At 71.7% G+C, this 14248-nt stretch carries 10 protein-coding genes; 7 read left to right on the top strand and 3 right to left on the bottom strand.

Features of this window, described 5'->3' with window-relative positions; genetic code table 11:
• The first annotated feature begins 21 nt into the window (after positions 1-21).
• The 5 genes from C5H89_RS00970 (at position 22) to C5H89_RS00990 (ending at position 7900) form a co-directional block, all read left to right on the top strand.
• The gene (locus tag C5H89_RS00970; protein WP_104105240.1) at positions 22-996 is read left to right on the top strand and encodes an NADPH:quinone oxidoreductase family protein; all 975 of its coding nucleotides are present in this window, start codon (positions 22-24) and stop codon (positions 994-996) included.
• Positions 997-1069: 73 nt separating this feature from the next.
• Positions 1070-3118 (top strand): hypothetical protein, encoded by a 2049-nt coding sequence (locus tag C5H89_RS00975; RefSeq protein ID WP_104105241.1) that lies wholly within the window; start codon positions 1070-1072, stop codon positions 3116-3118.
• A 156-nt stretch (positions 3119-3274) separates the two neighbouring features.
• A complete protein-coding gene (locus C5H89_RS00980) occupies positions 3275-5197 on the top strand; it encodes a M13-type metalloendopeptidase (protein WP_205304797.1) in 1923 nt (640 codons plus the stop codon).
• Between the two features lie 53 nt (positions 5198-5250).
• On the top strand, positions 5251-5697 hold the full coding sequence (locus C5H89_RS00985; protein ID WP_205304794.1) for a hypothetical protein: 447 nt from the start codon (positions 5251-5253) through the stop codon (positions 5695-5697).
• Between the two features lie 58 nt (positions 5698-5755).
• On the top strand, positions 5756-7900 hold the full coding sequence (locus tag C5H89_RS00990; RefSeq protein WP_104105242.1) for a DEAD/DEAH box helicase: 2145 nt from the start codon (positions 5756-5758) through the stop codon (positions 7898-7900).
• A 40-nt stretch (positions 7901-7940) separates the two neighbouring features.
• Here C5H89_RS00990 and C5H89_RS00995 read toward each other — a convergent pair whose 3' ends face one another.
• The 3 genes from C5H89_RS00995 to C5H89_RS01005 all read right to left on the bottom strand — a co-directional run bounded on the left by C5H89_RS00995 (position 7941) and on the right by C5H89_RS01005 (position 10712).
• On the bottom strand, positions 7941-8462 hold the full coding sequence (locus C5H89_RS00995; RefSeq protein ID WP_104105243.1) for a collagen-like protein: 522 nt from the start codon (positions 8460-8462) through the stop codon (positions 7941-7943).
• Positions 8463-8592: 130 nt separating this feature from the next.
• Positions 8593-10164 (bottom strand): DHA2 family efflux MFS transporter permease subunit, encoded by a 1572-nt coding sequence (locus tag C5H89_RS01000; RefSeq protein ID WP_345840632.1) that lies wholly within the window; start codon positions 10162-10164, stop codon positions 8593-8595.
• A gap of 50 nt (positions 10165-10214) precedes the next feature.
• Positions 10215-10712 (bottom strand): glutathione peroxidase, encoded by a 498-nt coding sequence (locus C5H89_RS01005; protein ID WP_104105244.1) that lies wholly within the window; start codon positions 10710-10712, stop codon positions 10215-10217.
• 86 nt (positions 10713-10798) lie between these two features.
• On the opposite strand from C5H89_RS01005, the gene C5H89_RS01010 reads away from it, so the two are divergent.
• Both C5H89_RS01010 and C5H89_RS01015 read left to right on the top strand, forming a co-directional pair.
• On the top strand, positions 10799-13564 hold the full coding sequence (locus C5H89_RS01010; protein ID WP_104105245.1) for a DEAD/DEAH box helicase: 2766 nt from the start codon (positions 10799-10801) through the stop codon (positions 13562-13564).
• Entirely contained in the window at positions 13561-14244 is a 684-nt protein-coding gene (locus C5H89_RS01015; RefSeq protein ID WP_104105246.1) for a hypothetical protein, read from the top strand. The genes C5H89_RS01010 and C5H89_RS01015 overlap by 4 nt, the downstream gene beginning before the upstream one ends.
• Positions 14245-14248 lie beyond the last annotated feature (4 nt).

The raw sequence follows: 14248 nt of genomic DNA on the forward strand, positions 1-14248 counted from the left end.
CCGCCGCCTAGGGTGACGCCCATGCGCGCAATCCAGGTCGTCAGCCCCACGGGTCCCTCCGGCGTCGAGCTCCGTGAGGTGCCCGAACCCACCGCCGGCCCGGGGGAGGTGCTCGTTCAGGTGCACAGCGTCGGGATCTCGTTCCCCGACCTGCTGCTCTCCAAGGGGGAGTACCAGCTCAAGCCCGAGGTGCCGTTCACCCTCGGGGTCGACTTCGCCGGCAGCGTCGCCGCTCTCGGCGAGGGCGTCGAGGGGTTCGCCGTCGGTCAGCGGGTCGCCGGCGTGCTGCCGCACGGTGGTGCCGCCGAGCTGGTGGCGGTGCCGGCGGCGTTCACCTTCGCGCTGCCTGAGGGCACGACGTACGACGAAGGCGCGGCGCTGCCGATGAACTACCTCACCGCCCAGTTCGCCCTCGACGAGCGGGGTGGCCTCAAGCCCGGCGAGACCGTGCTGGTGCACGGCGCCGCGGGCGGGGTCGGCACCGCCACCATCCAGGTCGCCAAGGGGATGGGGGCGCGGGTGATCGCCGTGGTCTCCACCGAGGAGAAGGCGAAGGTCGCCCGGGACGCCGGCGCCGACGAGGCGGTGCTGCTGGCCGAGTTCAAGGACGAGGTGAAGCGGCTCACCGACGGTCGCGGGGTCGACGTGGTCCTCGACGTGGTGGGCGGCGACGCGTTCACCGACTCGCTGCGGCTGCTCGCCCCCCAGGGCCGGCTGCTGGTGGTCGGCTTCGCGTCCGGTCAGGGCATCCCCGAGGTCAAGGTCAACCGGCTGCTGCTCAACAACGTCGACGTCCGAGGCGTCGGCTGGGGCGCCTACGCGATGGTGCGTCCGGAGTTCATGCAGCACCAGTGGCGGGCGCTGGTGCCGATGCTGGAGTCGGGGGTCGTCCGGCCGCCGATCGGGTCGATGTACGACGTCGGCTCCTTCGCGCAGGCGCTGACCGACATGGACGAGCGCCGCACCCTGGGCAAGTCGGTCGTCCGGCTGCGCTGACGCGTCGTACCTCACGCTCCCGACGCCGCCGTTCAGCCGTGCCGCGGCCTGCGGCGCGCCTAGGGTCGGACCCATGCTGGAACTGCGCCGGGTGCTGAGCGCCGCCCTCGTCTCGGCGGTGGTGCTGGCGAGCACCTCGTGCATGTCCGAGCCGGAGCACCCCAGCACCTCGTGGGGGCCGACGCCGGTGCAGATCGGCGGGCTCAGCGTGCTCGCGGAGTCCGACCGCGACGGCTTCCGGCTGCACACCTCCTCGGGGGACAAGGGCTTCCTGCCCGGCGTCAACCTGGGCTCCACGCTGCCGACGCTGCAGCCGGGCGAGGTGGGGCAGATCCCGGCCGAGCACTACCGCAGGTGGATCTCCCAGATGGGCGACCTGGGCATCCGGGTGGTCCGGGTCTACACCCTGCTGCCGCCCGGGTTCTACGCCGAGCTCGCGGCCTACAACGAGGCGCACCCGGTCTCCCCGATCTACCTGGTGCAGGGCGCCTACCTGCCCAACGAGGAGTACGTCGACCCCGGCCGCAGCCTCTACGACCCCGAGATCGACGACTCGTTCTCCGCCGAGATCCGCGACCTGTCCGCCGCCGTGCACGGCGACCTGGTCCGCGAGGAGGCCCCCGGTCGCGCCTGGGGCACCTACGACGTGGACGTGTCGGCCTGGGTGGCGTCGTGGATCATCGGGGTGGAGTGGGACGGCTCCGCCGTGCAGCGCACCAACCGGATCTCGGCGCAGGCGGCGTACACGCCCGGCAGGTTCTTCGTGGCGGGGCAGCGGGCGACCGCGACCGAGCGCTGGATCGCCAAGCACATGGACGAGATCGCCACGCTGGAGGCGGAGCGGGGGGTCTCGGTCCCGGTCGCGATGGCCAACTGGCCGACCGCCGACCCGCTCGAGCACCCCTCGGAGCCGCTGGACCGCGAGGACCTGCCCGGGGTCGACGCCAACCACGTCCTGCCCACCGCGGCGTGGCCCGGCGGCACCTTCGCCAGCTTCCACGCCTACCCCTACTACCCGGACTTCCAGCGCTACCAGGACGGTCTCGACGAGACGCTCTGGGCGGGCGAGCCGGACCGCTACGCGGGCTACCTGAAGAGCCTGAAGGACCACTTCGCCGACACCATGCCGCTGCTGGTCACCGAGTACGGCGTCCCGGCGTCCCTGGGCAGTGCGCACATCGGCACCAACGGCCGGGACCAGGGCGGGCACTCCGAGCCCGAGGCGATGGAGATGAACGCCGAGATGATGCGGATGATGGAGGACCTCGGGCTCGGCGGGGCGTTCGTCTTCGTGTGGGCCGACGAGTGGTTCAAGCGGACCTGGAACACCATGGAGCACCAGGTCGGGGAGCGGCGTCAGCTCTGGCACGACCCGCTCACCAACGAGCAGTGGTTCGGGCTGGTGGCCACGGACCCGGCGCCGCTCGTCGACGCCGCTGTGGAGGAGCTGCCCGAGGACCTCCCCACCGACGGCGCCTACGAGTACCTCTACACCTGGGCGGACGCGTCCTGGGTGCACCTCGACATCAAGTTCCGCGACGAGCTGCCCGAGCGGCTGGTCCTCGACGCCGACGTGGTGCCTGGCGCCAAGCGTGCTGACTACCGGGTGAGCGTGGACCGGGTCGCCGGCTCGGCGCGCCTGGAGGTACGCCGCGCGCTGGACCCGATCCGGCTGGACACCCCGATGCGGCCCTACGTCGAGGACATGGACGCCCCGTGGCACCTCTACCGGCTGATCACCAACCAGTCGTACGAGAAGCCGGCGCCGCACCCGGCGGAGTACCAGGACGTGGGCGAGCTGGTCGAGGGCATCTGGGACCCGAAGAGTCCCGACTACGTCTCGACCTCGACCTGGCAGGTCAACCAGGAGCACCGCACCATCTCGCTGCGCATCCCGTGGTCGATGCTGGGTTTCGCGGACCCGTCCTCGCGCATCGCGCTCGGCGAGGGCGTGCCGGCAGAGCTGGTGGAGGTCGACGGCATCACCTTCCGCTTCGACGCCGACGGTGCGAGGCACGAGCAGGTCTTCACCTGGCCCACCTGGAACCGCGCCGACTACACCGAGCGTCCCAAGCAGGGCATCGAGGTACTGGAGCAGGCGTTCCGCGAGCTCGCGCCGTAGGCCAGCCCGTGGCGGGCAGCGAGAGCACCGTTCTGCGCCCCAGATGGGTGCTCCCGCTTCCCGCCACGCGAGGAGCATCACGTTCACCCTGCCGCACTGACGGTGCCACCGCCTAGGGTGGACGGCGTGACGATTCTCGATGACGCCCGCGAGGGCATGGACCCCGACACCCGGCCGCAGGACGATCTCTTCGGCCACGTCAACGGCACTTGGCTGGAGGTCACGGAGATCCCCAGTGACCGCAGCAGCTGGGGACCCTTCGTGTCCCTGGCCGACACGGCCGAGCAGCAGGTGCACGCGATCATCGAGGAGCTGGCCGCTGGCAGCGCCCTCGACGAGGCAGCCGACGCCGAGGACGCCCGCAAGATCGCGGCGCTCTACTCCTCCTTCATGGACACCGACGCCATCGCCGCCCGTGGCACCGCCCCGATCGAGCCGCTGCTGGCCGAGATCGAGGCGGTGAGCGACGTGCGCGAGCTGTCGGCCTTCCTGGGCGGCTTCGAGCGCCAGGGCGGCAGCGGCGCGTTCGGCTCCTACGTCGACACCGACGCCAAGAAGTCCGACCGCTACCTCCTCAACATCACCCAGGGCGGCCTGGGCCTGCCCGACGAGAGCTACTACCGCGAGGAGAAGTTCGCCGACATCAGGTCGGCGTACCTGGCCTACCTGACCCGGCTCTTCGAGCTCGCCGGCCGCAGTGACGCCGCCGACTGCGCCGCCGCCGTGCTGGCACTGGAGACCCGGCTCGCCGCGGGTCACTGGGAGCGCGCCGAGACCCGCGACGTGCAGAAGACCTACAACCTGGTGAGCCGCTCCGAGCTCGAGGCCCTGGCCCCGGCCTTCGACTTCGACGCCTGGATCACCGCGCTCGGCGGCAGCGACGAGACGATCGCCGAGGCCTGCGTCCGCCAGCCGTCGTACCTGGAGCACCTCTCGGGCCTGCTGACGGAGATCCCGGCCGAGCAGTGGCGGCCCTGGCTGCTGGCCAAGGTGCTGCGCAGCTCCGCGGCGTACCTCACCGACGACTTCGTCGAGACCAACTTCGACTTCTACGGCCGCACCCTCAACGGCACGCCCGAGCTGCGCGAGCGGTGGAAGCGCGGCGTCGCGTTCGTCGAGGGCGCGATCGGGGAGGCCGTGGGCCGGGAGTACGTCGCCCGGTACTTCCCGCCGCGGTCCAAGGAGCTGATGGACGACCTGGTGGCCAACCTGCTCGAGGCCTACCGCCAGTCCATCGCCGAGCTCGACTGGATGACCGAGGAGACCAAGCAGCGGGCCTACGACAAGCTCGCCACCTTCCGGCCCAAGATCGGCTACCCGGAGAAGTTCCGCGACTACTCCGCACTGCATGTCGACGCCGGTGACCTGATGGGCAACGTGCGCGCCTCGGCCGCCTACGAGACCGACCGCGAGCTGAACAAGATCGGCAGCCCGGTGGACCGCGACGAGTGGTTCATGCTGCCCCAGACCGTCAACGCCTACTACAACCCCGGCACCAACGAGATCTGCTTCCCCGCCGGCATCCTGCAGAAGCCCTTCTTCTCCCCCGACGCCGACCCGGCGGAGAACTACGGCGGCATCGGCGCGGTGATCGGCCACGAGATCGGTCACGGCTTTGACGACCAGGGCGCCCAGTACGACGGGGAGGGCAACCTCAACGACTGGTGGACCACCGACGACAAGGCCGCCTTCGAGGTCAAGTCCAAGGCCCTGATCGAGCAGTACGACGGGTTCTCCCCGCGCGCCCTCCCCGGGGAGTTCGTCAACGGGTCCCTCACCGTCGGCGAGAACATCGGCGACCTCGGCGGGCTGACCATCGGCCACAAGGCCTACCTGATCGCCACGCACGGCCAGGCCACGCCCGAGCAGCGCAAGAAGGTCTTCCTCAACTGGGCCTACTGCTGGCGCACCAAGCGGCGCAAGGAGCAGGAGCAGCAGTACCTCACGATCGACCCGCACTCCCCGCCGGAGTTCCGGGCCAACATCGTGCGCAACCTCGACGAGTTCCACGAGGTCTTCGACACCGCCGAGGGTGACGGTCTCTGGCTCGACCCCGAGGACCGGGTCCGGATCTGGTGACCCGCCTCGCGGAGCCACCCCGGGGCCGCCGAGACCCAGCCGATGGAGGCATCGTGAACATCTTGTCCCTGCGCCGCGCGTGGTCCACCCTAATGGCACCCCCGCCGGCCGAGCTGGTCGGTGACCTGGGGGCCTCGTTCGTGGCGCCGCTGAAGCGGGTGGCGCCGGCGGGGCTGGGGCTGATCGGGCTGCCGCGCTGGCACGGCAAGCGGTTCCACCTCGAGGGCGACCGACTGGTGGGGGTCAACCTGCTGCGCGCCGCCGACGGGTCAGGCGGGCTGACCGAGACCCTGCCGATGACGGCGATGCTGTCCGCGTCCTGGGCCGACGGGCTGCCGGCCGTCGCCGTCTCCTACGCCCCTGATGCGCCCCGGCCCTGGCGCTGGGTCCGCGACGAGCTGCGGGAACGACCGGACGGCACCCTGGTGGGCATGACCTTCGTGGGGCTGCCGGGCCTGCGCGCCCTGGGCGGTACGCCGTTCCTGCTGCGCCGGGGGTGAGCGGCCGCTCCCGGCGCCCCGATCCACCGGAGTCGGCGGTGGTTGATAGACAGGGTGCATGACTTCCCCCGCCAGCAGCACCGCGAGCTCCGCGACCGACGACGTACGCCGGGAGCAGCGCGCCGCCGCCGAGGCGCACCTGCGCTCCCTGGTCGGCAGCGAAGACGCGGTCCTGCGCGAGGACCAGTGGTCGGCGATCGAGGCGCTGGCGGTCGACCGGCGGCGCGCGCTGGTGGTGCAGCGGACCGGCTGGGGCAAGTCGGCGGTCTACTTCGTCGCCACCTTGTTGCTCCGGGCCCAGGGGGCCGGGCCGACGGTGATCGTCTCCCCGCTGCTCGCCCTGATGCGCAACCAGATCGCCGCCGCCCAGCGCGCCGGCATCCGGGCGGTCACCATCAACTCCACCAACATCGACCAGTGGCAGCCGATCCACGACGCCATCCACGCCGGCGAGGTCGACGTGCTGCTGGTGAGCCCCGAGCGGCTCAACAACCCCGGCTTCCGCGACGAGGTGCTGCCGCGGCTGGCGGCCAGTGCCGGCCTGCTGGTGATCGACGAGGCGCACTGCATCTCCGACTGGGGACACGACTTCCGTCCCGACTACCGCCGGATCCGCACGCTGCTCGGAGAGCTGCCCGACGGGATCCCGGTGCTGGCGACCACCGCGACCGCCAACGCCCGGGTCACCTCCGACGTCGCCGAGCAGATGGGCACCGACGTGCTCGTGCTGCGCGGCAGCCTGGACCGCGAGTCGCTGCGGCTGGGCGTGGTGCGGCTCAAGACCGCCGAGCAGCGCCTGGCCTGGCTCGCCGACCACCTCGCCGAGCAGCCCGGCTCGGGCATCGTCTACTGCCTCACCGTCGCCGCCACCCAGGAGATCGCCGACTACCTGCGCTCCCGCGGTCACCAGGTCGCGGCGTACTCCGGGCAGACCGAGGCCAGCGAGCGGCAGGCGCTGGAGGAGGACCTGGTCAACGGCCGGGTCAAGGCGCTGATCGCCACCAGCGCCCTCGGCATGGGCTTCGACGCCCGCCTGGGGTTCGTGGTCAACATGGGGGCGCCCGCCTCCCCGGTGGCCTACTACCAGCAGGTGGGCCGTGCCGGCCGTGGCACCGACGAGGCGACCGTGGTGCTCCTGCCTGCCATCGAGGACCGCGACATCTGGGCCTACTTCTCCTCCCTCGCCTTCCCGCGGCAGGAGCTGGTCCAGCAGACCCTCGACGTGCTGGCGGGATCACCGAAGCCGATGAGCACCGCTTCCCTGGAGACCTACGTCGAGCTCAACCGGACCCGGCTGGAGCAGATGCTCAAGGTGCTCGACGTCGACGGCGCGGTACGCCGGGTCCAGGGCGGGTGGACCTCGACGGGCCAGCCTTGGGACTACGACGCCGAGCGCTACGCCCGGGTCGCTGCCGCCCGGGAGCGGGAGCAGCAGGCGATGCTCGACTACATCACCACGGACACGTGCCGGATGTGGTTCCTGCGCGACCAGCTCGACGACCCGGACAACACCGAGCACTGCGGGCGGTGTGACAACTGCGGCGGGCTCACCCTGTCCACCCAGCTCTCCGAGCAGTCGGTCGAGGCCGCCCACGAGCGGCTGGCCCGGCCGGGCGTGGTCATCGAGCCGCGCAAGATGTGGCCCAGCGGGCTGTCCAACCTGGGCGTCGACCTGAAGGGCAAGATCAGCCAGCCGGCCAGCGAGGGGCGGGCCGTCAACCGGCTCACCGACCTAGGCTACGGACAGCAGCTGCGCGAGCTCTTCCGGGTCACCACCGAGCCGGACGGCACCCAGACGGTGCTGGACGGCCCGGTCCCCGTGCCGCTGGTCCAGGCCGTGGTGGAGGTGCTCAACGACTGGAAGCCCCGGGTCGCCGGCATCGTGTACGTCGAGTCGGCGCGGCGTCCCACGCTGACCCGGGACCTGGCCGACGGACTCTCCCGCTACCTCAAGGTGCCCGTGGTGGGGTCGTTCGCCATCGTCGACCCCGACGTGCCGCCCGGCAAGGGCGCCATGAACTCCGCCCAGCGGGTGGCCGCGGTCGGCCGGCGCAGCGCCCTGACCGGCGAGATGCCGGACGGCCCGGTGCTGCTGGTCGACGACCTGGTGGTCACGGGCTGGACCCTGACCCTGGCCGCGCGGGCGATCCGGGCGGCCGGGGCGAGCAACGTGCTGCCGCTGACGCTGGCGCTCAACGCCTGAGCGCACCGCCGGCCCGGATCACCGGGCCGGCGGCGGTCGGTCAGCTGGCGGCAGCGCAGGTCAGGTTCACGACGAGCCGGTCGGCGGTCTCCGGCGTCGTTCCCCGGGCGATGACGGTGGTGTTGTTCTCGAACGACAGCTGCGAGGTGCCGGCCCACGAGGTCTCCCAGAAGCTGGTGGCCCCCATGACCTTCTTGCCGGCCGGGCACGAGAGCGTCACCTCGGCCTTGTTGTCGGTCGCCGACTTGCTGAAGCGCACGATCTCGTAGGCCGACACGCCGGGCGCACCGGCGGCGCCGGACGGACCCCGGACGCCGGCCGGACCAGCGGGACCGACGGGACCGGGGGTGCCGGCCAGCTTCGTGATCGCACCCGCGGTCAGGTCCTTCTTCTTCAGCGACCCGTCCTTGATGTCGGCCGAGGTCACGGAGTCGTTCTTGATGTCCTTGCCGGTGATGACCAGGGCGGCGGTTGCGCCACCGGTCGCCGTGGCGACCAGCAGCCCGCCGGCGATCAGCACCGTGGGAACGCTGCGACGGAGGGAGAAGGAGGAGCGAGACATCGGCGAGTCCTTTGCAGTTGAAAGAAAGTTCCGCCATTGAAGCGTCTGGCTCAGCCGTTCAGCGACCGTCTCAGATTTTGCCAAACGCCCTGGCCCGTCTCGCGCTGCTCAGTCCGCCGCAGCCCACGGTCTAGTGACCCATCATCGCGGTCGGGTCGACCGGCTCCTCCGGGGGCTTGCGCGGCAGGAAGAACGCCGGGATCAGCACGCAGCCGACCAGGATGGTGCCGACCACGAAGACCGTGGCGAAGCTGTCGGCCAGCTCCGGCAGGGCCACCGGGGCGATGGCGTCCAGCTGGGCCTTGAGCTCGGCGGCCTTGTCCCCGCTGGCCTGGGAGACCATCCCCTTCAGGCCCAGGTAGGCGCCGGCGGAGTCGCTGGCCTTGATCTGGTTGGTGAGCACCACCGAGAACAGCGCCGTGCCCATCGAGGCGGCGACCTGCTGGGTGATGTTCATCAGCGTCGAGCCGCGGGCGATGTTGTGGTCGCTGAGCGTCTGCAGCGCCGAGCTCATGATCGGCATCATCGTGGCGCCCATGCCCAGGCCCATCACGAAGAGCGAGCCGAGCAGCAAGGCGTAGGAGGTGTCTGCCTCGAGCTGGGTGAACATCGCCATCCCGATGGTGATCAGCGTGATTCCGACCATCACGATCTTGCCGGGTCCGCGCTTGTCGGCCATCAGGCCGGCGATGGGCATGGTGATCATCGCGCCGATGCCCTGAGGGGCGAGCAGCAGACCGGCGTGGAGGGCGTCCTCACCGCGGACCTGCTGGAAGTAGAGCGGGAAGAGCAGCGAGGCACCGAAGAAGGCCATAGCGAAGAGAGCCATCGCGATCACGGCCACGGTCATCTTGCGGTTGGCGAACAGGCGCAGCTCGACCAGCGGGTGGGCGTTGCGCCGGTTCAGCGCCCACGGCACGAAGGCGGCCACGAGCAGGATCCCGACGATCGTGGGGATGGCGACCTCGCCGGCGAAGAAGGTGCCGTGCTCGGGGATCGAGGAGACGCCGTACAGGAAGGCGGCCAGGCCGGGGGAGAGCAGCAGCATCCCGAGCCAGTCGAAGGTCTCCGAGGGCTCGACGTTGTCCTTGGGCAGCACCACGATGGCGTAGATGAACGCGATGGCGCCGATCGGCAGGTTGATCAGGAAGATCCAGTGCCAGGAGGCGGCCTCGATCAGGTAGCCGCCGACGATGGGACCGAAGATCGGACCCAGCAGCATCGGGATGCCCAGCACGGCCATCACCCGGCCGATGCGGTGCGGCCCGGCGGCGCGGGTCAGGATCGTCATGCCCAGCGGCATCAGCATGCCGCCGCCGAGGCCCTGGAGCACCCGGAAGATGACCAGCGTCTGCAGCGAGTCGGCCAGGGCGCAGAGCACCGAGCCGAGGGTGAAGAGCCCGACCGCGAGCAGGTAGAGGCGCTTGGTGCCGAAGCGGTCCGCGGCCCAGCCGGTCAGCGGGATCACCGAGGCCAGGGCCAGGGTGTAGCCGGTCATCGTCCAGGCGACCTCGGCGGACGTGGCCTCGAACTCGTTCTGGAAGGTCTCCAGCGCCACCGAGACGACCGTGATGTCGAGGATCGACATGATGGCGCCCAGGACGACGACGCCGGCGACGAGGAGGACGCTCTTGTCCAGCTTGTCGTTGCCGGGCGGGGTGGGGGGAAGGCCAGGGTTCGCTGACTCGGTCTTGATGCTCACCGGTGCAGGCTAGAGGTTGCCGGCGACAACGACACCTGGTTAAGCAGGGCTCAGGGAGTGTTCCCGATCACGCTCTGGACCGCCGCGACCAGGGCCGGGTCGTCGGGCTCGGTCGTCGGGCTGAACCGGGCCACCGGTCGCCCTTGGGCGTCGACGAGGAACTTCTCGAAGTTCCACTGCACGTCGCCGGTGTGCCCCTTCTCGTCGGGGAGCTCGACCAGCTCCGCGAGCACCGGGTGTCGGCCGTCGCCGTTGACCTCGATCTTCTCCGACATCGGGAACGTCACGCCGTACGTCGCGGAGCAGAACTCCGCGATCTCCTCGGCGCTGCCCGGCTCCTGGCCCATGAACTGGTTGCACGGCAGGCCCACGACGGCGAACCCGCGGTCGGCGTACTCGTCGTGGAGCGCCTCGAGCTTGGCGTACTGCGGAGTGAGGCCGCACTTGCTGGCCACGTTGACCAGCAGGGCGCCGCGGCTGCCGGTGAGGTCGCGCAGGGTGCCGGGGGTTCCGTCCAGGCGGGCCAGGGACGAGTCGAGGATGCTCATGGCCTCATTGTGGCCCTCAGCACAAGGCTCGACGCCGGAGTCTCGGTGTTGCCAGCGGTGTCGGGTGCAACGACTAGCGTCGAGGGGTGAGCTTCATACCGACCACCGGCCCCGCCGTCTTCCACGCGGCGCAGCCACCCCGGCAGGGCGTGGTGGAGTTCACCGGGGCGCGGAGCGTGCGGCTGCCGATCACCGCGGCACTCCCGGTCCTGGCCAAGGCCCACAAGGACCAGGCGGTCCATCCCAGCGTCGCGCTGCTCGCGGGTGCGGCCCACCTCGGCCTGCGGCTGGTCGCCGACGGCCGCTTCGAGCCGCACCCCACCCAGCCCTGGTGGCAGGTCGCCCCCCTCGGCGACGCCGACCGGGACCGGGTCGAGCAGCTCGCCCGCGCCCGGGCGTACGGCGACCTCGACCCGGCGGGCGCCGAGGGGGTGGTGCGCAAGGTGCTGGAGGCCGTCGTCGACGCCATGCCGCGGCGGCCCCCCACCCGGCCGGTGGCGGTGCCCGACTACACCGACCGGCTCTCGGACCGGATCCAGCGGCTCAAGCAGGTCGCCGCCGGCGACGACCGGCCCCAGCTGGTGAGCCTCTCGCTGCGCGTGGAGGCCGACGAGGACGAGCTGTACGCCGGCGAGCTGCGGGTCGTCCCGCAGGTGCACGCGGAGAACAACGCCACCCACGTGGCCGACGCCGCCGAGCTCTGGCTGGAGTCGGGGGCCCGCGCGGGTCACGGGTTCGGCGACCGGGCGCGGACCCACGCCACGCTGGCGCTGCGGCAGGCCGCCGACGCCTGGCCGGTGCTCGACCGCCTGCTGGAGCTCCGGGTCCCGGACCGGATCACCCTGGGCAGCGACGAGGTGACCGACCTCCTCGAGCACGGTCTGGCCGACCTGCACGCGGTCGGGGTCGACGTGCACTGGCCGCGCGAGCTGGGCCGCGATCTCACCAGCCGGGCCGTCCTGGACCGCTCGCGCAAGAAGGGTCCCTCGCCGGACGCGCCCCTGCAGACCGGGATGCTCGGGGCGGCCGACCTCTTCGCGTTCCGCTGGCAGGTCTCGCTGCACGGTGACCCGCTCACCGACGACGAGATGGCACGGCTGGCCGCGGCGGCGAGCCCGGTGGTGCGGCTGCGGGACAGCTGGGTGGTCGTCGACCCCGAGGTCGCCAAGCGGGCGCGCAAACGGCTGATCCGCACGGTCAAGCCCGCGCAGGCGGTGGCCGCCGCGCTGACCGGGGTGGTCGAGGTCGAGGAGACCCCGGACGTCGAGGTCGTGGTGGGGGCCTCACTGCTCAAGGTGCGCGACCAGCTCAGGGCTGCCGCCACCCGCGAGCCGGTCCCGGTGCCGGACGGGCTGGCCGCCACCCTGCGCGACTACCAGCGCCAGGGCCTGACCTGGCTGACCGAGCTGACCGGGCTGGGGCTCGGCGCCTGCCTGGCCGACGACATGGGCCTGGGCAAGACGGTCACCCTGATCGCGCTGCACCTGCACCGGGCCGAGGAGCGTCGCGCGGCCGGCGAGGCGTGCGGGGCGACGCTGGTCGTCTGCCCCGCGTCGCTGCTGGGCAACTGGGAGGCCGAGATCCACCGCTTCGCCCCCGGCGTCCCGGTACGGCGCTTCCACGGCGGCACCCGCTCGCTCCAGGGCCTGGCCCGCGCACCTCAGGAGCCGGATCAGGAGCCGGCGCTGCTGGACGAGGCGGCGCTCACCGACCCGGCCACCGAGGGCGGCTTCGTGCTCACCACCTACGGGACGCTGCGCAACGACGCCGAGACGCTGGCACACGTCGACTGGGACCTGGTGGTCGCCGACGAGGCCCAGCACGTCAAGAACGCCCGCTCCTCCACCGCCAAGGCGCTGCGCCGCGTGGGGAGCCGGGCGCGGGTGGCGCTCACCGGCACCCCGGTGGAGAACGACCTCACCGAGCTCTGGGCGATCCTGGACTGGGTGATCCCGGGTCTGCTCGGCAGTCGCCTGGCGTTCCGCCGCGCCTGGGCGGCCCCCATCGAGGCCGGGGTGGACCCCGAGATCACCCAGCGCTTCGCCGACCTGATCAGCCCTTTCCTGATGCGTCGGCGCAAGTCCGACCCCGGGATCGCCCCGGAGCTGCCGCCCAAGACCGAGACCGACCACCTGCTCGGTCTCACCCGCGAGCAGGCGGTGCTCTACGAGACCTTCGTGCGGGACCGGATGGAGCGCATCGAGCGCTCGGAGCCCGAGGCCCGCCGCGGGCTGGTGCTGGCGATGCTCACGGGCCTGAAGCAGATCTGCAACCACCCGGCTCACTTCCTCAAGCAGACCAACCCCACCCTGGTGGGGCGCTCGGAGAAGATCGACCTGCTCGACGAGCTGCTGGGCACGGTGCTGGCCGAGGACGGCGCGGCGCTGATCTTCACCCAGTACGTCGCGATGGCGCGGCTGCTCGAGCTGCACCTGACCCGGGCCGGGCTCCCGCACCAGTTCCTGCACGGCGGTACGCCGGTGGCTGAGCGCGAGGCCATGGTCCGCCGCTTCCAGGCCGGTCCGGAGGACCCCGACAGCGTCCCGGTCTTCCTGCTCTCCCTGAAGGCCGGTGGCACCGGGCTCAACCTCACCCGGGCCGACCACGTCATCCACCTCGACCGCTGGTGGAACCCGGCGGTGGAGGAGCAGGCCACCGACCGGGCCTACCGGATCGGGCAGACCCGGCCCGTGCAGGTGCACCGGATGATCACCGAGGGCACGGTCGAGCAGCGGATCGCCGCCCTGCTGGAGCGCAAGCGCGGCCTGGCCGACTCGGTGCTGGCCGGCGGCGAGGCCGCCCTCACCGAGCTCAGCAACGACGAGCTGCGCGACCTCGTGACGCTGCGATGAACGTCAGCTATCCGCAGCTCGAGCCGCGTCGTGGCTCGAGCGGCAGCACCTGGTGGGGCAAGGCCTGGACCCGCAGCCTGGAAGAGGCGGCGTACGGCGAGGAGGAGCTCAAGCAAGGTCGGCGACTGGCCCGCAACGGCGCCGTGGGGGCGATCACCGTCTCCTCGGGTGGCTACCTGGCGGCGGTCCAGGACCGCGGGGACGCCTGGACGGTGACCGGCACGGTCGAGCCGCTGGACGAGACCAGCCGGCACCTCTTCGCCGAGGTGGTTGCCGGGAGCTCGGGGCGGGTGGCGTCGCTGCTGCGCGGGGACCTCCCGCTCCCGCTGGTGGAGGACTGCGAGGAGGTGGGCGTCGAGCTGGTCCCGTACGCCGGCGAGCTGGGCTGGACGTGCACCTGCGCGCACTGGGTGGACCCCTGCCCGCACGGGGTGGCGGTGGCGGTCCAGGTGGGGTGGCTGCTGCAGGCCGACGCCCTGGTGCTGCTGCACCTGCGAGGGCTGGCGCGCGAGGAGCTGCTGGCCGCCGTGCACGCGCTGGCCACCAGCGGCCCCGACGTCCAGGCCGACGTGGAGACCGACATGCAGACCGACGTGGAGACCGACGTGGAGACCGGCGTCGACGCGGCGCTGCGGGCCGGTGCCCTGCTCGACCAGTGGGAGCATCCGCCCAGCGCGTGACCGG

It is taken from the genome of Nocardioides sp. 616 (assembly GCF_002930065.1).
GTDB lineage: Bacteria > Actinomycetota > Actinomycetes > Propionibacteriales > Nocardioidaceae > Nocardioides > Nocardioides houyundeii.

Bases quoted from the DNA above. Each gene is read 5' to 3' on its own strand.
- C5H89_RS00975 (WP_104105241.1), top strand. From the start codon at position 1,070: ATGCTGGAACTGCGCCGGGTGCTGAGCGCCGCCCTCGTCTCGGCGGTG.
- C5H89_RS00990 (WP_104105242.1), top strand. From the start codon at position 5,756: ATGACTTCCCCCGCCAGCAGCACCGCGAGCTCCGCGACCGACGACGTA.
- C5H89_RS00980 (WP_205304797.1), top strand. From the start codon at position 3,275: ATGGACCCCGACACCCGGCCGCAGGACGATCTCTTCGGCCACGTCAAC.
- C5H89_RS01005 (WP_104105244.1), bottom strand. From the start codon at position 10,712: ATGAGCATCCTCGACTCGTCCCTGGCCCGCCTGGACGGAACCCCCGGC.
- C5H89_RS00995 (WP_104105243.1), bottom strand. From the start codon at position 8,462: ATGTCTCGCTCCTCCTTCTCCCTCCGTCGCAGCGTTCCCACGGTGCTG.
- C5H89_RS01015 (WP_104105246.1), top strand. From the start codon at position 13,561: ATGAACGTCAGCTATCCGCAGCTCGAGCCGCGTCGTGGCTCGAGCGGC.
- C5H89_RS00970 (WP_104105240.1), top strand. From the start codon at position 22: ATGCGCGCAATCCAGGTCGTCAGCCCCACGGGTCCCTCCGGCGTCGAG.